Source organism: Spirosoma gilvum (assembly GCF_054776815.1).
In genome coordinates, this window is sequence record NZ_BAAHBH010000007.1 from 51,765 (window position 1) to 69,156 (window position 17,392).

General features: G+C 49.3%; 20 protein-coding genes. 8 read left to right on the forward strand and 12 right to left on the reverse strand.

Annotation, left to right across the window (positions count from 1 at the left end; genetic code table 11):
• Positions 1 to 39: 39 nt before the first annotated feature.
• The 4 genes from ACYVFD_RS18970 to ACYVFD_RS18985 form a co-directional block, all read right to left on the reverse strand.
• A complete protein-coding gene (locus tag ACYVFD_RS18970) occupies positions 40 to 1,638 on the reverse strand; it encodes a RagB/SusD family nutrient uptake outer membrane protein (protein ID WP_461091993.1) in 1,599 nt (532 codons plus the stop codon).
• A 27-nt stretch (positions 1,639 to 1,665) separates the two neighbouring features.
• Complete coding sequence (locus ACYVFD_RS18975; protein ID WP_461091994.1) at positions 1,666 to 5,160, reverse strand: SusC/RagA family TonB-linked outer membrane protein; 3,495 nt, start codon at positions 5,158 to 5,160, stop codon at positions 1,666 to 1,668.
• Between the two features lie 384 nt (positions 5,161 to 5,544).
• Positions 5,545 to 6,552, reverse strand: a complete 1,008-nt coding sequence (locus ACYVFD_RS18980; RefSeq protein ID WP_461091995.1) for a FecR family protein — start codon at positions 6,550 to 6,552, stop codon at positions 5,545 to 5,547.
• 51 nt (positions 6,553 to 6,603) lie between these two features.
• Positions 6,604 to 7,290, reverse strand: coding sequence for an RNA polymerase sigma-70 factor (locus ACYVFD_RS18985; protein ID WP_461091996.1), 687 nt, complete (start codon positions 7,288 to 7,290; stop codon positions 6,604 to 6,606).
• A gap of 252 nt (positions 7,291 to 7,542) precedes the next feature.
• Between ACYVFD_RS18985 and ACYVFD_RS18990 the strand changes: the two genes are divergently transcribed.
• Both ACYVFD_RS18990 and ACYVFD_RS18995 read left to right on the forward strand, forming a co-directional pair.
• Entirely contained in the window at positions 7,543 to 8,097 is a 555-nt protein-coding gene (locus tag ACYVFD_RS18990; RefSeq protein WP_461091997.1) for a hypothetical protein, read from the forward strand.
• A complete protein-coding gene (locus ACYVFD_RS18995) occupies positions 8,097 to 8,585 on the forward strand; it encodes a hypothetical protein (RefSeq protein WP_461091998.1) in 489 nt (162 codons plus the stop codon). The genes ACYVFD_RS18990 and ACYVFD_RS18995 overlap by 1 nt, the downstream gene beginning before the upstream one ends.
• Here ACYVFD_RS18995 and arfB read toward each other — a convergent pair.
• Entirely contained in the window at positions 8,582 to 8,983 is a 402-nt protein-coding gene (arfB, locus tag ACYVFD_RS19000) for an alternative ribosome rescue aminoacyl-tRNA hydrolase ArfB (protein ID WP_461091999.1), read from the reverse strand. The genes ACYVFD_RS18995 and arfB overlap by 4 nt on opposite strands.
• Positions 8,984 to 9,165: 182 nt before the next feature.
• Here arfB and ACYVFD_RS19005 point away from each other — a divergent pair, with 182 nt between their 5' ends.
• The 6 genes from ACYVFD_RS19005 to ACYVFD_RS19030 all read left to right on the forward strand — a co-directional run bounded on the left by ACYVFD_RS19005 (position 9,166) and on the right by ACYVFD_RS19030 (position 11,937).
• Entirely contained in the window at positions 9,166 to 9,540 is a 375-nt protein-coding gene (locus tag ACYVFD_RS19005) for a hypothetical protein (RefSeq protein WP_461092000.1), read from the forward strand.
• 17 nt (positions 9,541 to 9,557) lie between these two features.
• Positions 9,558 to 10,250 carry a hypothetical protein gene (locus ACYVFD_RS19010; protein WP_461092001.1) on the forward strand — a complete coding sequence of 231 codons (693 nt, stop codon included), beginning with the start codon at positions 9,558 to 9,560 and terminating at the stop codon, positions 10,248 to 10,250.
• A gap of 182 nt (positions 10,251 to 10,432) precedes the next feature.
• Complete coding sequence (locus ACYVFD_RS19015; protein WP_461092002.1) at positions 10,433 to 10,792, forward strand: hypothetical protein; 360 nt, start codon at positions 10,433 to 10,435, stop codon at positions 10,790 to 10,792.
• Between the two features lie 20 nt (positions 10,793 to 10,812).
• Positions 10,813 to 11,151, forward strand: a complete 339-nt coding sequence (locus ACYVFD_RS19020) for a hypothetical protein (RefSeq protein ID WP_461092003.1) — start codon at positions 10,813 to 10,815, stop codon at positions 11,149 to 11,151.
• Positions 11,152 to 11,234: 83 nt separating this feature from the next.
• Positions 11,235 to 11,585: a hypothetical protein gene (locus tag ACYVFD_RS19025; RefSeq protein ID WP_461092004.1), complete on the forward strand. Its 351-nt coding sequence runs from the start codon at positions 11,235 to 11,237 to the stop codon at positions 11,583 to 11,585.
• Position 11,586: 1 nt separating this feature from the next.
• Positions 11,587 to 11,937 carry a hypothetical protein gene (locus ACYVFD_RS19030; RefSeq protein ID WP_461092006.1) on the forward strand — a complete coding sequence of 117 codons (351 nt, stop codon included), beginning with the start codon at positions 11,587 to 11,589 and terminating at the stop codon, positions 11,935 to 11,937.
• A gap of 58 nt (positions 11,938 to 11,995) precedes the next feature.
• Here the strand turns inward: ACYVFD_RS19030 and ACYVFD_RS19035 are convergent, their stop codons facing one another.
• The 7 genes from ACYVFD_RS19035 to ACYVFD_RS19065 form a co-directional block, all read right to left on the reverse strand.
• Positions 11,996 to 12,634, reverse strand: coding sequence for a hypothetical protein (locus tag ACYVFD_RS19035; protein WP_461092007.1), 639 nt, complete (start codon positions 12,632 to 12,634; stop codon positions 11,996 to 11,998).
• A gap of 11 nt (positions 12,635 to 12,645) precedes the next feature.
• The gene (locus ACYVFD_RS19040) at positions 12,646 to 13,155 is read right to left on the reverse strand and encodes a monooxygenase family protein (protein ID WP_461092008.1); all 510 of its coding nucleotides are present in this window, start codon (positions 13,153 to 13,155) and stop codon (positions 12,646 to 12,648) included.
• Between the two features lie 87 nt (positions 13,156 to 13,242).
• A complete protein-coding gene (locus ACYVFD_RS19045) occupies positions 13,243 to 14,493 on the reverse strand; it encodes an FG-GAP repeat domain-containing protein (RefSeq protein ID WP_461092009.1) in 1,251 nt (416 codons plus the stop codon).
• 43 nt (positions 14,494 to 14,536) lie between these two features.
• Positions 14,537 to 15,397 carry an MBL fold metallo-hydrolase gene (locus tag ACYVFD_RS19050; RefSeq protein WP_461092010.1) on the reverse strand — a complete coding sequence of 287 codons (861 nt, stop codon included), beginning with the start codon at positions 15,395 to 15,397 and terminating at the stop codon, positions 14,537 to 14,539.
• Positions 15,398 to 15,415: 18 nt separating this feature from the next.
• On the reverse strand, positions 15,416 to 16,270 hold the full coding sequence (locus ACYVFD_RS19055) for an SDR family NAD(P)-dependent oxidoreductase (RefSeq protein ID WP_461092011.1): 855 nt from the start codon (positions 16,268 to 16,270) through the stop codon (positions 15,416 to 15,418).
• Positions 16,271 to 16,321: 51 nt separating this feature from the next.
• On the reverse strand, positions 16,322 to 17,056 hold the full coding sequence (locus ACYVFD_RS19060; protein WP_461092012.1) for an SDR family oxidoreductase: 735 nt from the start codon (positions 17,054 to 17,056) through the stop codon (positions 16,322 to 16,324).
• Complete coding sequence (locus ACYVFD_RS19065; RefSeq protein ID WP_461092013.1) at positions 17,040 to 17,390, reverse strand: darcynin family protein; 351 nt, start codon at positions 17,388 to 17,390, stop codon at positions 17,040 to 17,042. The genes ACYVFD_RS19060 and ACYVFD_RS19065 overlap by 17 nt, the downstream gene beginning before the upstream one ends.
• Between the last annotated feature and the right edge of the window lie 2 nt (positions 17,391 to 17,392).

Here is a 17,392-nt window from a genome sequence, read left to right on the forward strand (position 1 = left end):
CTGTGAGTCTCTGTGTAATAACTCTACCAACTTAATTCCTTACCAACCTGGATTTTGCGACAGCGTTGGCGTCAGGTTCCGCTCTTTTTGCGGGATGGGCCACAGGTAATGACGCGACTTGTCAAATACCCGATTTACACCCGTCACCTGAATCGTTGTCAGTTTGCCATCCGTGCCTTTATACGTGATGCCGTAAACAGGGCCGGGAATAACCGTTTCAGCCGTTTTCCAGCGACGGATATCGAACAGATGCTGCCCTTCGAACGCCAGTTCAACCGTCCGCTCCCGACGAACGATGGCCCGTAATTCAGCCTGAGCTGGTGTACCTGTAATCGCCGGTTGCTTCACATCGGAACGTCCGTTACGTACGGTGTTGATGGCATTGAGCACACTAGCGTCGATCTGATTCAACTCGATCTTCGCTTCGGCATAGGTCAGCAGAATTTCGGCATAGCGGAGCAGGATGATGTTGATACCGTTGTTGCCCGGATTGGCGTAATCGTCCGCATTGATGTATTTCTTAAGGTTGAAGCCCGTCGTGGAAGCAATGTAGGTGTTCCCAATAGCGTCGGGTGTGCCGCTGTTCGGTTCGGGTCGGAACGTAACACCACTTGGCAATATATCGCCCGTCAGGAAGATCGAAAATTTGAGCCGGGGGTCCCGATTGGCGTATGGATTTGCCGGATCGTAGCCGCTGGTTGGATCGGTGATGAGCTTACCGGCTGTCGTTTCGTACATATCGACCAGCGCCTTGGTAGGCACAAAGTTACTGTTGGCACTTTTCTGGCTATACGGTGCCATGTAAGAGAACACGGCAACCGGGTATGTATCCTTGATAAATTGCCGGTCCAGCAGCACTTCTTTGTTGTTCTCAGCCGCGTAAGTAAACAGCTTTTCGTACGAGTCATTCAAGCCATAGATGCCCAGTTTTATAACCTGATCGGCGGCATCGGCGGCTTGTTGATAACGACCAGCCAGCAAATTGGCCCGCGCCCGAAGGCCAAGAGCAGCCCCTTTGGTAATCCGGCCTTTGTCGGCAGCCGCGTAGGTTGCTGGCAACAAACCCGAAGCATCGCTCAGTTCTTTGTCTACAAAATCCCAGATCTGCGCGACGGGCGTACGGGCCAGCGCCCGGCTTTCGTCCAGCGAAATAGCGGTCGTCACGAGTGGTACATCGCCAAACAAACTAGCCAGCTTCAGGTATTGGTAGGCCCGGAGTGCCCGCGCTTCTCCTTTGAACTGGTTGATAAGCGTCGTATTGGTCGACGGAACTTTATCAACGTTTTCCAGCAGATAATTGCAGGCCCGAATGCCTTTGTAGGCTTTGGCCCACTCACCATATACGCGCGAACTCGTGGCATCGTATTGTCCCTGCTCGATATAGGCGTGTAAATCGAATGGTTGATTGACGTGGCCAATATCGGTCAGAGCATCCCAGCTAAAAATATTGGTACTGTCGAGGTCGGTATAGAGCGAATTAGCCGCCAGTCGGGCATCGTTCTCCGTTTTCCAGAATAAGCTTTCGGACAGACGGTCGTTCGGAACGGTGTCCAGCAGTTCACGGTCGCAGGCGGTAAGCGACAGTCCGGCTGCGAGTGCCAGAACGGCCAGATATAGAGAATAACGTATTGGTTTCATAAGAGTATCGTCTGAAAAGTGGTTGGGTTAGAAGTTCAGGTTAAGGCCAAGCGTATACAGCGATGTTTGCGGGTAATACACTGCCCGGCCAGAGCCAACTTCGGGGTCCAGATTCCACTCGTTCAATTTCGAAATGGTAAATATGTTGGTAGCCGACACATACGCCCGAATCCGGTTCAGCCGTACTTTATTGGCAATCGGGGTAGGCAGCGAGTACGCCAGTTGAATGTTCTTCAGGCGAACGTACGAGCCGTCGATAATCAATCGATCTGAGGTAGCTACGTTCCGCAGATCGAACTTCAGCGGCCGGGGAAAACGGGCGTCGGTATGCTCGGGCGTCCAGTAGTTGTTGGTATAGATTGAGTGCGTAAACCCTTCCTGATTACCCATTTCAGCCAGGGCTCCAGCCAAACGAGTGTCTACCTTGGCAGCCCCCTGGAATAACAGACTCAGCTCAAAATTTCGATACGAAAAATTCGAGTTAAGGCCGAAAGTGAATTTGGGGAAATTGTTACCAATATTGGTCATGTCGTTGGCGTCGATCTTCCCGTCACCGTTGGCATCGATGTACTTTACGTCGCCCGGTTTGGTGTTAGCCGCATAGGTCGCTTTATAGGCATCGATTTCGGCCTGTGACTGAAACAATCCCGCCGTTCTATACCCCCATAAGGCATTGATGGGTAGGCCTACGGCAATGATGTAGCGTGGGTCAATATCGGAACCGATAATGTACGGCCCGGTCCCTTTCAGATCGACAACTTTGTTTTCGTTGATGCTGAAGTTACCGCCCAGATTGTAGTGGAAACCCGACGAGCTTTTGGCCCCCCGATAGTTCAGGCTAAACTCCCAGCCCTTGTTTTCGACCGAACCCGCATTCTGCGGAGGAGCCGTCAGGCCAACCGTTGCCGGAATATCCAGATTCAGCAGAATGTCGTTGGTCAGCTTCCGGTAGTAATCGACCGTCAGGTTTACCCGACCGCGCAGGAACGACGCGTCCAGACCTAAGTCCAGTTGCGTAGTAGATTCCCAGCCCAGGTTGGTGTTGGCCAGACTCGTTTGCCGATAGCCCTGTACGGCCGCGCCATTAAGATCATACCCACTGGCTTTCAGGGAGGCATAATAGCTGTATAGATCGACGGACTGGTTTCCCGTTATGCCCCATGAACCGCGCAGTTTCAGATCGTTCACACTTTTTTGCAGGTCTGCCCAAAATGCTTCCTTCGAAATTCGCCAGCCTGCCGAGAACGATGGGAAGAAACTATACTGCTTATCGCCCGTAAACTTGGACGACCCATCGTAGCGGCCATTCACTTCAACCAGGTATTTGCCGTTATAATCATAATTGATCCGCCCGAAATACGACCGAAGGCCATACACAGCGTCATTTCCTGAGTTGCTCTTGGTGCCATCGTTTGCCCCTTGCCCAATCGACTGAATGTCGTTGTTGTAGAACCGTTCGCGATAGGCGTTCAGAAATGTTTGGGTGTTGCCAATCTGCGAATAGCCCAGCAAGCCCTTAAAATTGTGATCACCCATGTTCTTGGTATAACTCAATAAACTGATCAGGGTATATTCCCGCAGGGTATTCCTGACCTCATTCAGGGTGTTATTGGCCACCGTTTTCACAATGCCGGTAGTCTTATCCGTATTCACGTATGAATTGGCGAAGTTCTTTTCCTGAGTATAATAGGCCCGTCCGGCCAGTTGGGTCGAGAAGGTAAGCCCATCCACTATATCCCATTCGCCCTTGATCGAGCCGACCATATAATCTGCAAATCGCTTGTTGAGCCCACTGATTTCGGCATACATGATCGGGTTATTCCCCTGCGTACTCAGACCATACGTACCATCGGCATATTTGGGAACGGCCCAGAGCGAACCGTGTAACAGGAAATTGATCGGGTCGATATTAGGCGTTTGGGAGTAATTGTACCGGTAGTTAATATCGCCACTCACGCGCAGCCGGGGGGTAATGGTATAATCGGTGTTCAGCCGGATTTCCCCGATTTTACTGTTATAATTCGTAATAATCCCGCCCTGATCCTGGTAGCGCAGGCTCAGCCGGGTACGCAAAACCTCACCGCCACCCGCTACCGATAACGTGTGGTTTTGCTGGGGGGCCGAATGGAGTACCGTCTGAAACCAGGTATTGGGCAACGGATATTTCTCGCGGTCGGTAGCCGTTACGTATGCCTGAATCGACTGTTCGGTAAAGCGGGCGGGCAAGGCCGAACCCGCATTCGTATACGCAGCTACCTGCATCCGCATATAGTCTTCGATGCCCATCATATGGGGCGTATTAATAGACTTCTGGATGGCGTAGTAGCCGTTGTAATCTACCTGAACCTTGCTGCCCTTGGCCCGTTTGGTGGTTACCAGCACTACCCCATTCGTGGCTCGCGACCCGTAGATAGCCGTCGAAGCCGCATCTTTCAGGATCGAAATCGATTCAATATCATCCGGGTTAATATCCTGCAGTCGCTGCTCAATACCGTCGACAATCACCAGTGCATCATTTTTGGTCATGTCGTAACCGCCTGAGCCGTTGTTGGACCCCGATGTGTTGCCAATACCATTGATGTTGAAAGTGGTGATTCCCCGGACGCGAATAGCCGTTGTGGAACGGCCCGGCGATCCTCCCTGATCGAGTACCGTTACGCCAGGCAACTGCCCTTGCAGCGCCTGCTGAATATTAGAAACTGGTCGCCGGGCAACTTCCTCACCACCAATAACCGCGACTGAGTTGGTCAGGCTTTCACGCTTTTGCGTACCGTAACCGACCACCACAACTTCATCAAGCTGCTTGTTATCCGTCGCTAGCGTAACATCCAGACGGCTGCGGTTATTCACCGGAATTTCCTGCGTGGCAAAACCAATTCCTGAAAATACCAGAACGGCAGTGGCGGGGGCATCGATGGTGTATTTTCCATCGGCATCGGTGCTGGTGCCTTTGGTGGTGTTCTTGATAACCACGTTAATACCCGGCAACGTCTCACCCGACTGGCCTTTAACCGTACCCGTAATCGGACCTGCCGACACCTCCGTCCGAATACCCATCGACGTCAACCCGGCTGGCGTTTTTATGATTGCTTCACCGGCGATACTCAACTCCTGCGTGGAGCCTGGTTCCACGGGTTGGCTATTCATCAGCACCACTTTTTTAGCCTTTTTCTCAGCCAGAATCAGGTAAGAGTTGCTGTTTACTTTTTTGTAGCGCAATCCCAGCGGACGCAGTAATGTCTCCAGGTTTTTTTCGAGGGTCGCTTTCGTGTTGAACTTATCGGACGATACCGAAATGCCATCGACTGTGCGCAACTCAAACATAATTTCAGCGCCATACTGTGTTTTTAGATCGTTCAGCACATCCTTGAGCTGACGGCTAAGTATGTTGGTCGTAGCGACCTGCTTCTGCTGAACATTGCTGGCGAATACAACCGACTGCGACCAGCCGGGCCGAAGCCCAACCAGCAGGAGAAGAGAAAGTAAACCTATGGGTACGGTTTTTCGTAACGGATTTATCATAAAAACGAGGGGTTAATAAGTGGGTTATCCAAAACGGATGATATGCGTGAGTAATAAGTAGTTCCAGGCTTACCCGAACCCTAGAAACGAGCCACCCAAACGCTGGTATTCGGGCCGGGAAGATGCATGAGCGAGCGCAGTGAACGAGACAGAATCATATACTAGAGTTAATTGATGGGCAAAGATTAGTAAGACTAAAACCTTTTCCAAGAAAAAAGTAAAAAATTGACAATCAGCTATTTACCTAATAGTCTATCGAGAAATACAGTTATTCGCTTTAGTTGTTATCCTCCACTTATGACGACTAACTGTAAATCTTCTGAGCAACAGCCCGTTGCCTTTTTTACCATCAACAAGTGACTTATGACATCAACTATACCTGAGTTATTGATCCATAATCTGCACCTGATTACCCTGCCGAACCACGTTGATGTCTAACAACTCCGAAATGGATTGCAATAGCTGATCGACATTATCGGCCCGGAATGATCCCATCAGAACTCGCTCAGCCAACGCCCGGTCTTTGATGGAGACTTTCAGTCCATAATTTTCTTCGAGCAAATAGGCCACTTCCTGCAAGGTAGTTTCATCGAACACAAATCGCTTTTCCTGCCAGGCTAGCTGTTGCTGAGGCTGCCGAATGGTCTTTAAAGCCATATGATTCTGCGGATCGAGCGTAACCAGATCGCCCGGCTTCATAATGACCTGTTTTGCCGTTTGCCCTTCCTGATAATGCAGTCGTACTTTCCCTTTGTTCAATACCACCCTGGCCCCTCGTTTCCTGGCAAAAACCGAAAACTCCGTTCCTAGCACCACTACATCGAACTTATTGGCCGTTTTTACCACAAACTTCTGACCATCAGCCGTATGCGTTACCGAGAAAGCCGCTTCGCCCGTCAGCCATACTTCGCGGGTTTTACGGCCGAAATCCCAGCGTGGTACCCGTAAGCTGGAATTGGCGTTCAGCACAACGCTACTACCATCAGCGAGTTGGAGCGAGTGCGTTTCACCAAATGTTGTTTGATATGTTTGATAAAGGAGCTGATTGCGAAACAAAAAGCTACCCAGTCCAAGCACGAGTAAAATAGAAGCCGCTACCAGCCATTGCCGCCAATTCGGGCTATTATTCAATGGTCGAACGAGGATATCGTCGGACTCAGGATGCTCGACTGAATGTGGATTTTCGGTTAAAAAAGTAGTGTATTGGTGGAGCGCCCTGTCGGTTTGAGTCAGATACTGAGGGTGCTTCATTTCCCATTCTTCCAGCCATTCGTAATACTGCTCTTCATTGGATTTTTGCTGGAGCCACTGAGCGATCAGTTCACGTTGTAGCGGTGAGGATTTTCGGGCAAAATGACTAAATATAAGCTCCTTATTTACATCGGCTTCCATATCCTAGAGTTGGTTGATGGTTGTGAGACAGTAAGTGGCTAACTCAATTGATTAATATGGAAGAAGCAATCGACAGACGGCCGCCAGAGCGACGAGCCAATGATCTTTCAGCCCTTTCCGGACAATGCCCAGTGCCTTAACCATATGTACTTCGACCGTTTTGATGGAAATACACAGTTCAGCCGCGATATCGGCATATTTTTTTCCCTCGAACCGACTCAACAGAAACACTTTACGGCATTGCGGAGGCAGCGCTTCGACCAGATCTTCGACCCGCCGAAACACCTCTTCAAACTGGAGAACCTGATCGGGGCGCTGGCTGCTGGCTGTTTCCCGCGTTTCGGCGTTCTCGATGTCGTCCAGTTCCTGAAATTCCAGCCGGAGGTAGTTATAGGCTTCGTTACGAACGCTTCGAAACAGGTAAAACCGGTACGATGAGGTGACGCTCTCGTAGGCTTTTGTTTTCCAGAACTTGCAGAATACATCGCTCACCAGATCTTCGGCGGTTTCTTTCGAATACACGAACCGAACGGCATGGCTACATAAGGCCTGATGATACCGCCGAAATAGCAACTCACAGCCTTTCTGCGGACTTTCGGCAAATGCCCGTCGGATAAACAGTTCGGTATCGGCACCAGTTGCTTCGGATAGTTCAGCCGGTTCATGAGCGGAGCCCTGAACGGTAATCGGTACCGGAGTCGGTTGATCGGACGGTGTGATCAGGGAACGGATTTGCATAGCCTGTGACTAACTGAACGTGTCGTCAAAAAGTCAATCATATACTATACAAGACAACTTCTACAGAAAAACCCCTTAGTCAATTAGAAATATTTCTAAAAAAAAGTCAAAAACACCTCAAATCTTCACCGCATAATCTTTAGTTTTAGATCGGTAGAAGGCCCCTAGGAAGGTCAAATATCACATCGAACTATTCATTCCTCAATTGAATTATTAACTTTAGATTAGTAAGACAATAAAAAATTTCAGGACATGAAACCAACCGCCGATCAAGTTCTCCAAGAGTTCGATGAACTCTCTACTGAAGATCAGCAACGAGTATATCTTCGAATTAGAGAACGGGAAAGTGACCTACCTGTAGCTGAAACGAATGATACAAAAGGTTTTCTACAGTGGCTTGAAGAGCTTTTAGGGTCTAAGGTAATTACAACAAATGCTTCTGATGCTTACGATTCGGGTACCCAGAAAATAGTTTGGAAAAATATACTCATTGCTTTTATACCTAACAGATATATGTCAAGCTATGAGGAAATATGGCGGTTAGAATCAATTCTGGGTGCAGAAATAGTAAGGGATAGCCTAAGTAAGCATCACGTTCTAAATGCTACATTCATAGAAAATCTTTTTAGCCAAGCCCCATACGAATTCTATATAGATCAGGCAGAAAAGTATTTATTTTCTAATTATGCGGAATTGTCTGAATCAAAAGGTGGCCCACTAAAGCCGCTAACTGCCCTTGAATCACTTCTTCGCTATGGCTTAAAACGAATGGAAGAAGCTAAAGAAAAACAATATATTCGTTTGTAATGGCCTTGCTGAATGAAGAGTGGATACAGCAATTGGGGCCTCCTGTTCTACCTTTTGAGCGTACACAGTTTAAACGAAAAATAGAACAAGGTGAGGACATTATTTTTACGGATGTTATCCACCTTATTACGGCTAAAGGTAGCTTTGATCCAATAACTGTCCCTGTAGATGAAATAGTAGCTGATCGCCCATTACAGGGTAAATATTTATGGATTATTGACGAAAAGGGCTTAAAAATTATCCCTGAATCAACTCCCAATCCATATGCTGGCCGTCGGATAGTTTGTCATACCAATATAACAGGAGGTGCTCCGGCTTTACAAGGTGGAGAATTATGGTTTGGTGATGATGATCAAGTTTATCTAAATTATCGGTCAGGTCGTTATGGCGCAGGAGTAGGCGACAAAGCGGCTCCTCATAAGTTAGCGGTGATAGCCTATTTCAGACTCCTGGGCTTCGATCCTGTCCAATTAGATGAAGACTTCTAGTAATCCACTCGCTTGCGGCCTTCTTTCACATCACTTTTGCGCTTTTTCTGGCTGATGCGCTCCTCAACAGAGGCTTTTGAGGGTTTAGTGGCCTTGCGGGGTTTCGGCTTTTCGAATGCTTTTTGGATCAATCGATAAAACTTCTTGGTGACTTTCTCCTTGTTGGCCAGTTGGGTGCGTTCGGTCTGATGAGTCAGGATCAGTTCTCCCTCGGTCGTCAATTTCGGGGCCAATTTCTCTTCCAATACTGCCCGTTCCTCGTCGGTGAGCAGCGTCGAGTTACGCACGTCAAATCGTAACTCGGCTTTGGTCGCCACTTTGTTCACATTCTGGCCACCGGCTCCCCCACTACGGGCAAACTGATAGTGTATTTCGGGTTGTAAACGGGTAGCATCCATACCAGGAGAGATTAGCTAACAAATTCTAAAAAACACATCCTTCCGGCGAACAATCCCCTGATGCGTCAGTTCATTTTCAAAACTAGAGGATTTTACAGAATCTATCGACGGTGTTGACTGACTTTGCGACGAAATTAGCCAAATCACATAGGCACCAGGTTTATCATCAACAAACCCAGATAATGATTTCAAAAGACAAAACCCAGATTTCGCTCATCGATGAAACCGTCAATACTCTCGATGGAAACATCGATACGACAACCGCAGTGGATGGCCTGTCACTTATCGATAAATGGCTGAATCGGCTGGAAGATGTGAGCGACGAAGCCACCGACGACATTGCCGAAACCCTCGAACGACTTCGGCCAGCGCTGGATACAGCCCAACGACACAATCGAGTCGACAACCACGAGATTGCCAATCTATTGCAAGACCTGATTGAACAGACCCGAAACATTGCCTCTACAGTCGAAGCGAGCGCCGAACAAACAGAACTTTCGCAATTGATTGCGGTTCTCGAAAATCTGCATCGTCAGGCAGTAAGTCAGATTGAATAACATAAACCCATACCAATATGGCACTAAATCAGCATGCGTCAAACTTGATTACTATAACCATCAAGGCCTTTAACGGCGATTCGGCCAGTGTATCACCAACCGATGGTATGTCGCTCATCGACAGTTGGCTTGATTTCTTACGGACTGATAACCAGCATGACCATTTGCTGGAGGATAGTTTAACCCAATTGCGGACTGAGCTGCAGAACAACCAGCAAGATGGCGCTCATATTCAGCAGCTTCTGAGCGATTTAACACAGCAGGTAAACCAACTGACCAACTCCATCGACACCGACGACAGGCCTAAATTGGCCAACCTCAGCGAAGCCTTAACCGGTTTCCAGCAACTAATGGGTGGAAAAACTGGACGCGATCATACGGATAGCCAGGCTCCCATGACCAGCACCGTTGGGGGCGAATCCGCTACGAATAGCGCAGGGGCTTCTTCATTAAACGACAATGACAATGATCTGTCGGATCGAACCGGCGGAACAGTGGATAGTGAATCTGCTACAGCGGCTGCTTCCTCAACGAAAGGCTCAAAATCACGTTCGACCGCTGAAACTGGCGATACGAGTTATTCGGAAGAGAACCGTTCGTCGGCAACGAAATTGTCCCGAAGTGATACCGGGCGTATAGGCGGTATGGGTGTTTCGGGGGGTAATGCCGATACCTATACAACGCAGTCGGGCGGGCGATCACAGTATTAACTGGCAGAAATTTTGTGCTTCCAGCATAGTACACAATACGCAACCCGCTCAACAGCAATTGCTTACAAAAAGGCTAAACAAACATCCATTTAGCAAGTTATTTAAAGATCAACCAACCACCGACAGACTGGGAATTGTCGGCACAAATCGTCGCCCGGCCTGTTGTTAATGCTCAAAACAATATGGTTTCTCATGCATTGGATCAGCGGTTATTTGAGCTAACAGGTAGCCTTACTGACGAACATAATTCAACAAGAACCTCAACTCCCGAACGGGTCGAATTACTCGATGGCTGGTTAAAAGTCATTCAGGGTAGCGAGCGGACGGAGCTTATTGAAGGTAAACTAAACGAACTACGCGAACAACTTCAGCTTAATCATCCTGACCCCGACCGAGTCCGGGAATTGCTGCTGAGCCTTGCCGACTCTACATCTCAGATTGCTCAGGGCTCTCATATGCAGGAACAAACGACTAAGCAACTGGAAGATTTAGCCACTACACTTCGTAAATTAGCTGGTGTTCAAGTGGTTGAAACGAGATAGACTGATTAATCATTTTCTTTATGCCAGGATCGAATCAGTGGGAAGCGAGTATGCTTGATAATACGCTCGCTATGTTTCGTAACGACAGTCAGGCAATCACGCCCGAGCAGGGTATCACGCTCATTGACGGCTGGTTAAAGGCCCTACAGGGCGATTTCAATATGGGCCAGCTTACGGGTCAACTTACCGAGTTACGTACGGCTTTGCAGGCATCGTCACTCGATGCTTCTTACATCCGGCAGCTTATGGCAAGTCTGGCCGATAAAGCACAGGCTATAGCCGAAGATGCGGATTCGGAAGGCACCTGGACCGGCGGGCTGGAAAGTCTGGCCAAAATTCTTCGTCAGTATGGCGCTTAGCCCGACGAACTATACCAAATCAATACAAAACAGACAGCTACCAACACGCGCAAAACCCATCAACCCACAATTAACACTACACTATGGAAGCAACAGGAACAACACTCGAACACCGGATGCTGACCGATACACTGGGCGCATTCGGCGATGGAACACACGCTAAAATCACGGCTGAACAAGGAATTTTACTGCTCGAAGGCTGGCTCAATGCACTGCCCGGCGATGTGGGAGCCGAACGTATACTGGCCGAAATTACAGCCCTTCGCGATCACTTGAAATCGGGCCATATTGACGGCGAAAAAATCCGTCACTGGCTTCTGAGCATGGCTAGTCATACTTTGGCCCTTTCGCATGAACCTTTGGTTGATAGTGCCACCGTACCTCAGCTTAAACAGTTAGCGACTGTTCTCCGCAACTTTACTAACCAGATCTGATATGTTTACGCACGAAGATGCCTCCGAATTGCTCGATTCGACTATGGCTATTCTGGAAGGAGAACCAGGTTCTGCCTCAACCCAGGATGGCACCAACGTTATTGACCAATGGCTGACCCAACTCCATCAGGCCGAAAACGCTGGCCCTATTGCCCAAACGCTTGAGGAGGTGAAAGCGCACCTGTTGATGGAGTCAGTAAATAGTGATGAACTTTGTCAGTTGCTCAATACATTGGCAACCCAAACCTCCGAATTCAGCACCATGATGGGCTCGGAAGGCGACATGGCAACCCGGCTGGAGGCTCTTTCGTCCGGTCTAAAGCTGCTGGCTGGTCAGATGAGCCATGCTTAATAGCAGTAAAAACTTCCCGAAAGTTTAAAACTTTCGGGAAGTTAGCAGAACCAGAAAACTATCCTTTGGCAACTGCCTTCGACAAAGCATGCCAGGATTGGTTGAGAATCATCTGAATTTTTTGCCAGTCGGTCTCGGTAATGGCGTCTCCCCGCTGATCGCGGAACAACATCGCTTCGGTACGCAGTCGACTATATTCAGCACAACGCTCGACCGGAATCTGGTACATATCGGCCACAGTCTGTGCCTGTAGCCTTGTCCATTCGATGGGCGGGTGCCGCTTCCGCTCCCGACGGATAATCCACCACTCCAATTCATTACGGGCCGTTTGGCCTACATCTAGTGGCTGCGCGCTTAGTTGACCGATAGCGCCATAGAAAGCTTCCAGATCCGGCAATGCCTTGTTGTAATCGGTTCGGCCTTTGCCATCTTTAAAAATAAAGGCAGCCTTGGCCGCATGGTAAGCAATCACAAACGACCGCCAGAAGGGAGCATGTACCTGCCCACGCACCAATTCGGCCGACTGCCAGAAGAGCGTTAGGGGTTTTCGTTCATAATAAGAGCGCCACATATCACTATCGAGTCGCGCCACATCGGCGGGGTCAAACTGGCGAAGATCAACCTGTAGGGGTCTAACTAAGTCAATAAAGATCCAGCCTGCCAAAATCAGGAACATGATCAGGGCCATTCGTTTCATAACGTTTCGGCTTAAGACATACCCTCTAAATCGTTTTCGGTATAAACCGGTGCAGGCATCGGCGTTTCAGATTTCAGATTGAGCCGATCCCGCGACGAGAACATCCCACCCTTCTTCGCCACATTCGGGGCAAATTGCAAAAAGCCGATGCTGTCGATATTGAGATATACGCCTTCCATGCCGCCTTTCATGCAATAAGCTTCGTGCCAGAAGCGAGTGCCCTGCGGATCTTTCAAAAAATCTTTCCACCAGGTCTGATGGGGGAGCGAACGAGTCCAGCGTTCCATCGATTCGAAGTCGCGCCAATATTGGCGCATGCCTAAGTGCAGGGGAAGCAGACTGAAAAAAAACTGTTCGTGTTGTAACAGCCCGTCGGGTTTAGCCTCAACAGCTTTTTGAATTTGCGGTCCTAGTTTCATCATGGCCCGAAGCCCTTTAAACGAACTATGGGTCATACCCAGATAAATAACGACCAGATTGGGGTACTCGGCCAGATCAGCAGCTAGTTGAATCGGTTTCATGGGTAAAGGAAGTTAATGTTAACAGCCTTATATACACCACAAAACGCAGTTCGGATTCGTTTACATTAAACTTGAAACTTGAAGCAATCAATGTTTTAACTGATTCCAGTAAATCAGCACATTGAGCGTTGCCCTGCCAGATGCGATGAGGTCCAGATCACCGTCGCCATCCAGATCGGCGGCTTGTATGTCTTCGCAGGCCATGCGTATGCTATCGTCAATTGGATAACCGCCGACATTATCCTGTTCCTGTGGTTTATACAGCCGAACTCCCACTTTCTTTTCAGCATTCGGATTACGCCAGCCGGCTACAATCTGATCGCTGCCCAAGCCCAGGAAATCACCACAAACCAGCGCGTGGCCCTGATTGAATATATCGGTGAGTACGGTAATCTGCTTATCTGTTTTCGCTTTTCTACCCTTTTGGAAGGAATACGTCCCTGTTTCTACCTGGAGCAGATTACCATGCATGGGCTGAATCGTTGCGATACTTTTGCCCTTATCTAACCGTCGGATTTCGCCGATACCGTCAACGCCTTTGTTCAATAGTGGCAGGGCGTTACTGGCGGCTTCGTCGTCGACGGATTGCCATTTTTTCTTCCGCCATTCGAAAATCTGACCACCTTCTTTTCCAGCAACGATAAGCCCCGTCACATCCCCATCTTCCCAAATCTCAAAATTATGCGTCAGGTGCATGGTTGAGTCAACCAGATACCGTTTCCAGCTATCACGTGGGTTTTTCGGCAATTCATACCCCCAAATCCGAACGCCCTGTCCGCTTCCATTCTTGTTATGAAGTCCATGCAGGGGTACCACAATCAACTGATAAATTTTACCCACTTTTGCCCAGCGCATTCGGTGCGTAGTTACTTCATGCGGCAGTCGAATCGGCTCCCAGCGTTGGGTAGGGTCCTGCGGCCGAACCAGATAAAAAACCGCGCCCGACTTCGTACTATCATCGGTTTCGGCGGGGTTCCAGCCAGCGCCCACGGCTACTTCCACCCGTCCGTCGCCATCAAGGTCACGAGCGGCTATGCATACGTTATCCTGTGGGGTCAGGTTAGCCGCCATCACGTAGCGTTTCCAGCGTACGGAGGTATCACCCGCCATACGTGCGCCCGGATTTTTATACCAGACAAACTCCTTCTGATCGGCCAGCAAAATATCAGCCTGACCATCGCCGTCAACATCGCCAATCGCCAGACCATAGCCAATACTAATCTGGTTATCAACCACCTGTACTTTAAACTTGGGCATTCCTGACTGCGCTGTACTTGTTTGGGCCGATAAGGGCGAAGCAACGACCAGACCTAGTAGTAGAAAGAAGGCGTTTTTCATGATGGATGTTGTCTTACAGACCAAAGTCGGTCCAATTCGGCTTCTACCGACTCAAACTTATGCGCTCGCCCAATTGCATAACCCGATACGGCGTATGGCATTGCTGACAGGCACGCACAAAATCAGCCGGATCGGCGGTATTGAACTCAAACAGGTCGTAGTGGTGCGGTATTACGAGCTTGGCCCCAATTTCTTTACCCAATCGGGCTGATTCATCGGCGTTGAGGTTACCAGCCACCCGGCGTTCAGGTTTGTTGCCGTTGATCGGCAGAAACGCCACATCGACCTGAAAAGGCCGTAGTAGCTCAACCATGCCTTCATACCATAGTGTGTCGCCGGAATGATATACCCGAAACGGCCTTTCGTGGCCCGGCCCAATATCTACTACAAACCCCATAAATTTCGGTCGCCCTTCAGAATCCCGTTCGAGCTCGTTATGCGCTGCCGGAATGCCATGAAATACGAACCCATCGACCGAAACCGATTGCCCATCGACCAGACCAATAGGCCAGGCTGCATCATATTGAAGCCGGTCGGCAATAAAGGATCGATTCGCTTCTGGGATGATCAATTGAATAGCTGGATTTGTCTCAATTAATGGCCGCAACGTTTCCGCGTCCAGATGGTCGGTATGGTTGTGGCTCGACGTTACCACATCGATTCCGGTCAACGTTTTTGGCTCGATTACCAACTCCGAAATACGTACATGCGGCTTATCAGTGTTTGCATATTTACGACTCAACGAATCTGACAGATACGGATCAAAAAGCAACTGCTTACCGGCATATTGGATGAGAAAGCCACTTTGTCCAAGCCACCAGATATGTAAGGCATCGGGTTGATCATGAGCGGCTTTGATGTCGGCCAATAGCGCGTCGTCTTTTTGAAAAGCAAGTTTCAGCATACAGCTAGCATTAGAGATTTATTGTTTTTTCAGCCCACTCATCCGTTCTACAATCCAGTCTACCAGTCGGGCGGGGAGCCGGGGTACGATCCAACCCATCAGTTTGTTCGGTACGATGGCATAGCGAATGTTGGGCCGAGCCGTTTCATAAATAGCCACGATACGTTTCCCCACATAGTCAATCGAAAATCCGGTCGCTTCGGAGGTTTCGACCTGCTTTAAAAACCATTGCATAGCCGGATAATAGGGTGTAGACTGATAAGCGCTCATGTCGGTTCCTTTACTCCAGATCGGCGTTTTGACGGCGCCCGGCCCGACAATAACGACTTTGATCCCAAACAAAGCCAACTCCCGGCGCAAGCAGTGCGAAAATCCTTCAACGGCAAATTTCGACCCTACATACGCACTCATAAACGGAATGGCCACCTCCCCATTTACCGAGCTGATATTCAGAATACGACCCGGTTCAACAGGGTGATCAGGGCGAGCGCCCAACAGCGGCAAAAACGCCTGTGTAACCTGCGCCAGACCGACTACGTTCACCTCGAAGTGTTGCCTGAAAATATCGATCGGCTGATACTGCACTGGCCCTCCAAAAGCAACGCCCGCATTATTGATCAATCCACCCAAGCCACTCCCCTCCAGCCGCTGGGTTAGGTATTCGGCGGCTTTCGATACCGCTTCTAAATCGGTCACGTCGAACAAGAGTGGTTCAAACTGAGCGCCTAACTCCGCTTTCAACCGGTCGCCGTCCTGCTGGCTACGGACACTCCCGAATACCGTATAGCCGTGCTCAATGAAGTGTTTGGCAGCACCATAGCCAATACCGGTCGACACACCTGTAATGAGAATAGTCTTACTAAGAACTTTCATGACGTAAAGCTACACGGAACACCGTACCATGGGTCTTATACGGATCATTCCTCAGCCATTTTTCAGCATTTTATCAGCCAGAACTGGCAGCAATCGATGAATGATCTGAAACAACTTCATTTTTCCCACATTCACGACCATCTGCCCGCGTTCAAGACCCCGAATCAGTTCAGCAGCCACCTGTTCGGGTGAGATTTTGCCACGCCCGCGCCCGGCGGTCATAGGTGTATCGACAAGGGGAAGCACCACATCCACCACCCGAATGCTAGTATTCTCTAGCTGATACCGTAAGGCTTTCGTAAACACCTGCAAACCGGCTTTCGTAGCCGAATACACCGGAGCCGACCGTTTGGGCGAAAGGCCCAATCCTGATGTAATGTTTACAATAGCGGCTTCGGGTTGCTGCCGTAACTGAGGAATCAGCGCATCGCAGAGTTGAATAGCAGCCGTCAGGTTGATCTGGATTTCACTGCTAATCCGCGACTGTCCTGACGCGTCGTCGCCCAAGCGATAGTTAAACTGCACTCCTGCATTGTTTATTAAAACCGAACAATCAGGGAAACGCTGTTGAACCGTTTGAATCAGGTCCGTCACCTCCGAGGCCATTGCCAGGTTATACTTCAGGAAAATTACATCAGGGTAACCGTCACACAGTTCAGCCATTCGCTTTTCATTTCGCCCCACCACTATCAGTCGGTTCCCACGGCCATACAACGTATGTAGAAGCGACAGCCCTACCCCCGATGTTCCGCCCGTAATCAGAATGGTCTTATTGCTTAGTTTCATCGCTGCTCTGGTTAGCTTCAAACGCCCGAAAACCATCTTCAATCGACACAATTACGTCGACCAAGTCTATGTACGGTTTCCCAAACAGAGATGTATCGCGCAGGGATTCCATCAGAAAATAGTACTGACGTAAGTCGTTACACGTTATCAGCAACACATCCGACACGCGGGCATGAAAGGCTTCGGCATCAAATAATCGGGTGGTTACCTGCGATTGGTATATTGCCAGAACGGGGGCCACTTCGGCTGCAAAAATGGCATTACGCCCTGTACGTGACAGTTGCAACCAGGCAGGTAACGCCCGGTACATAATGAAAATGGTATACGTTGTCATAA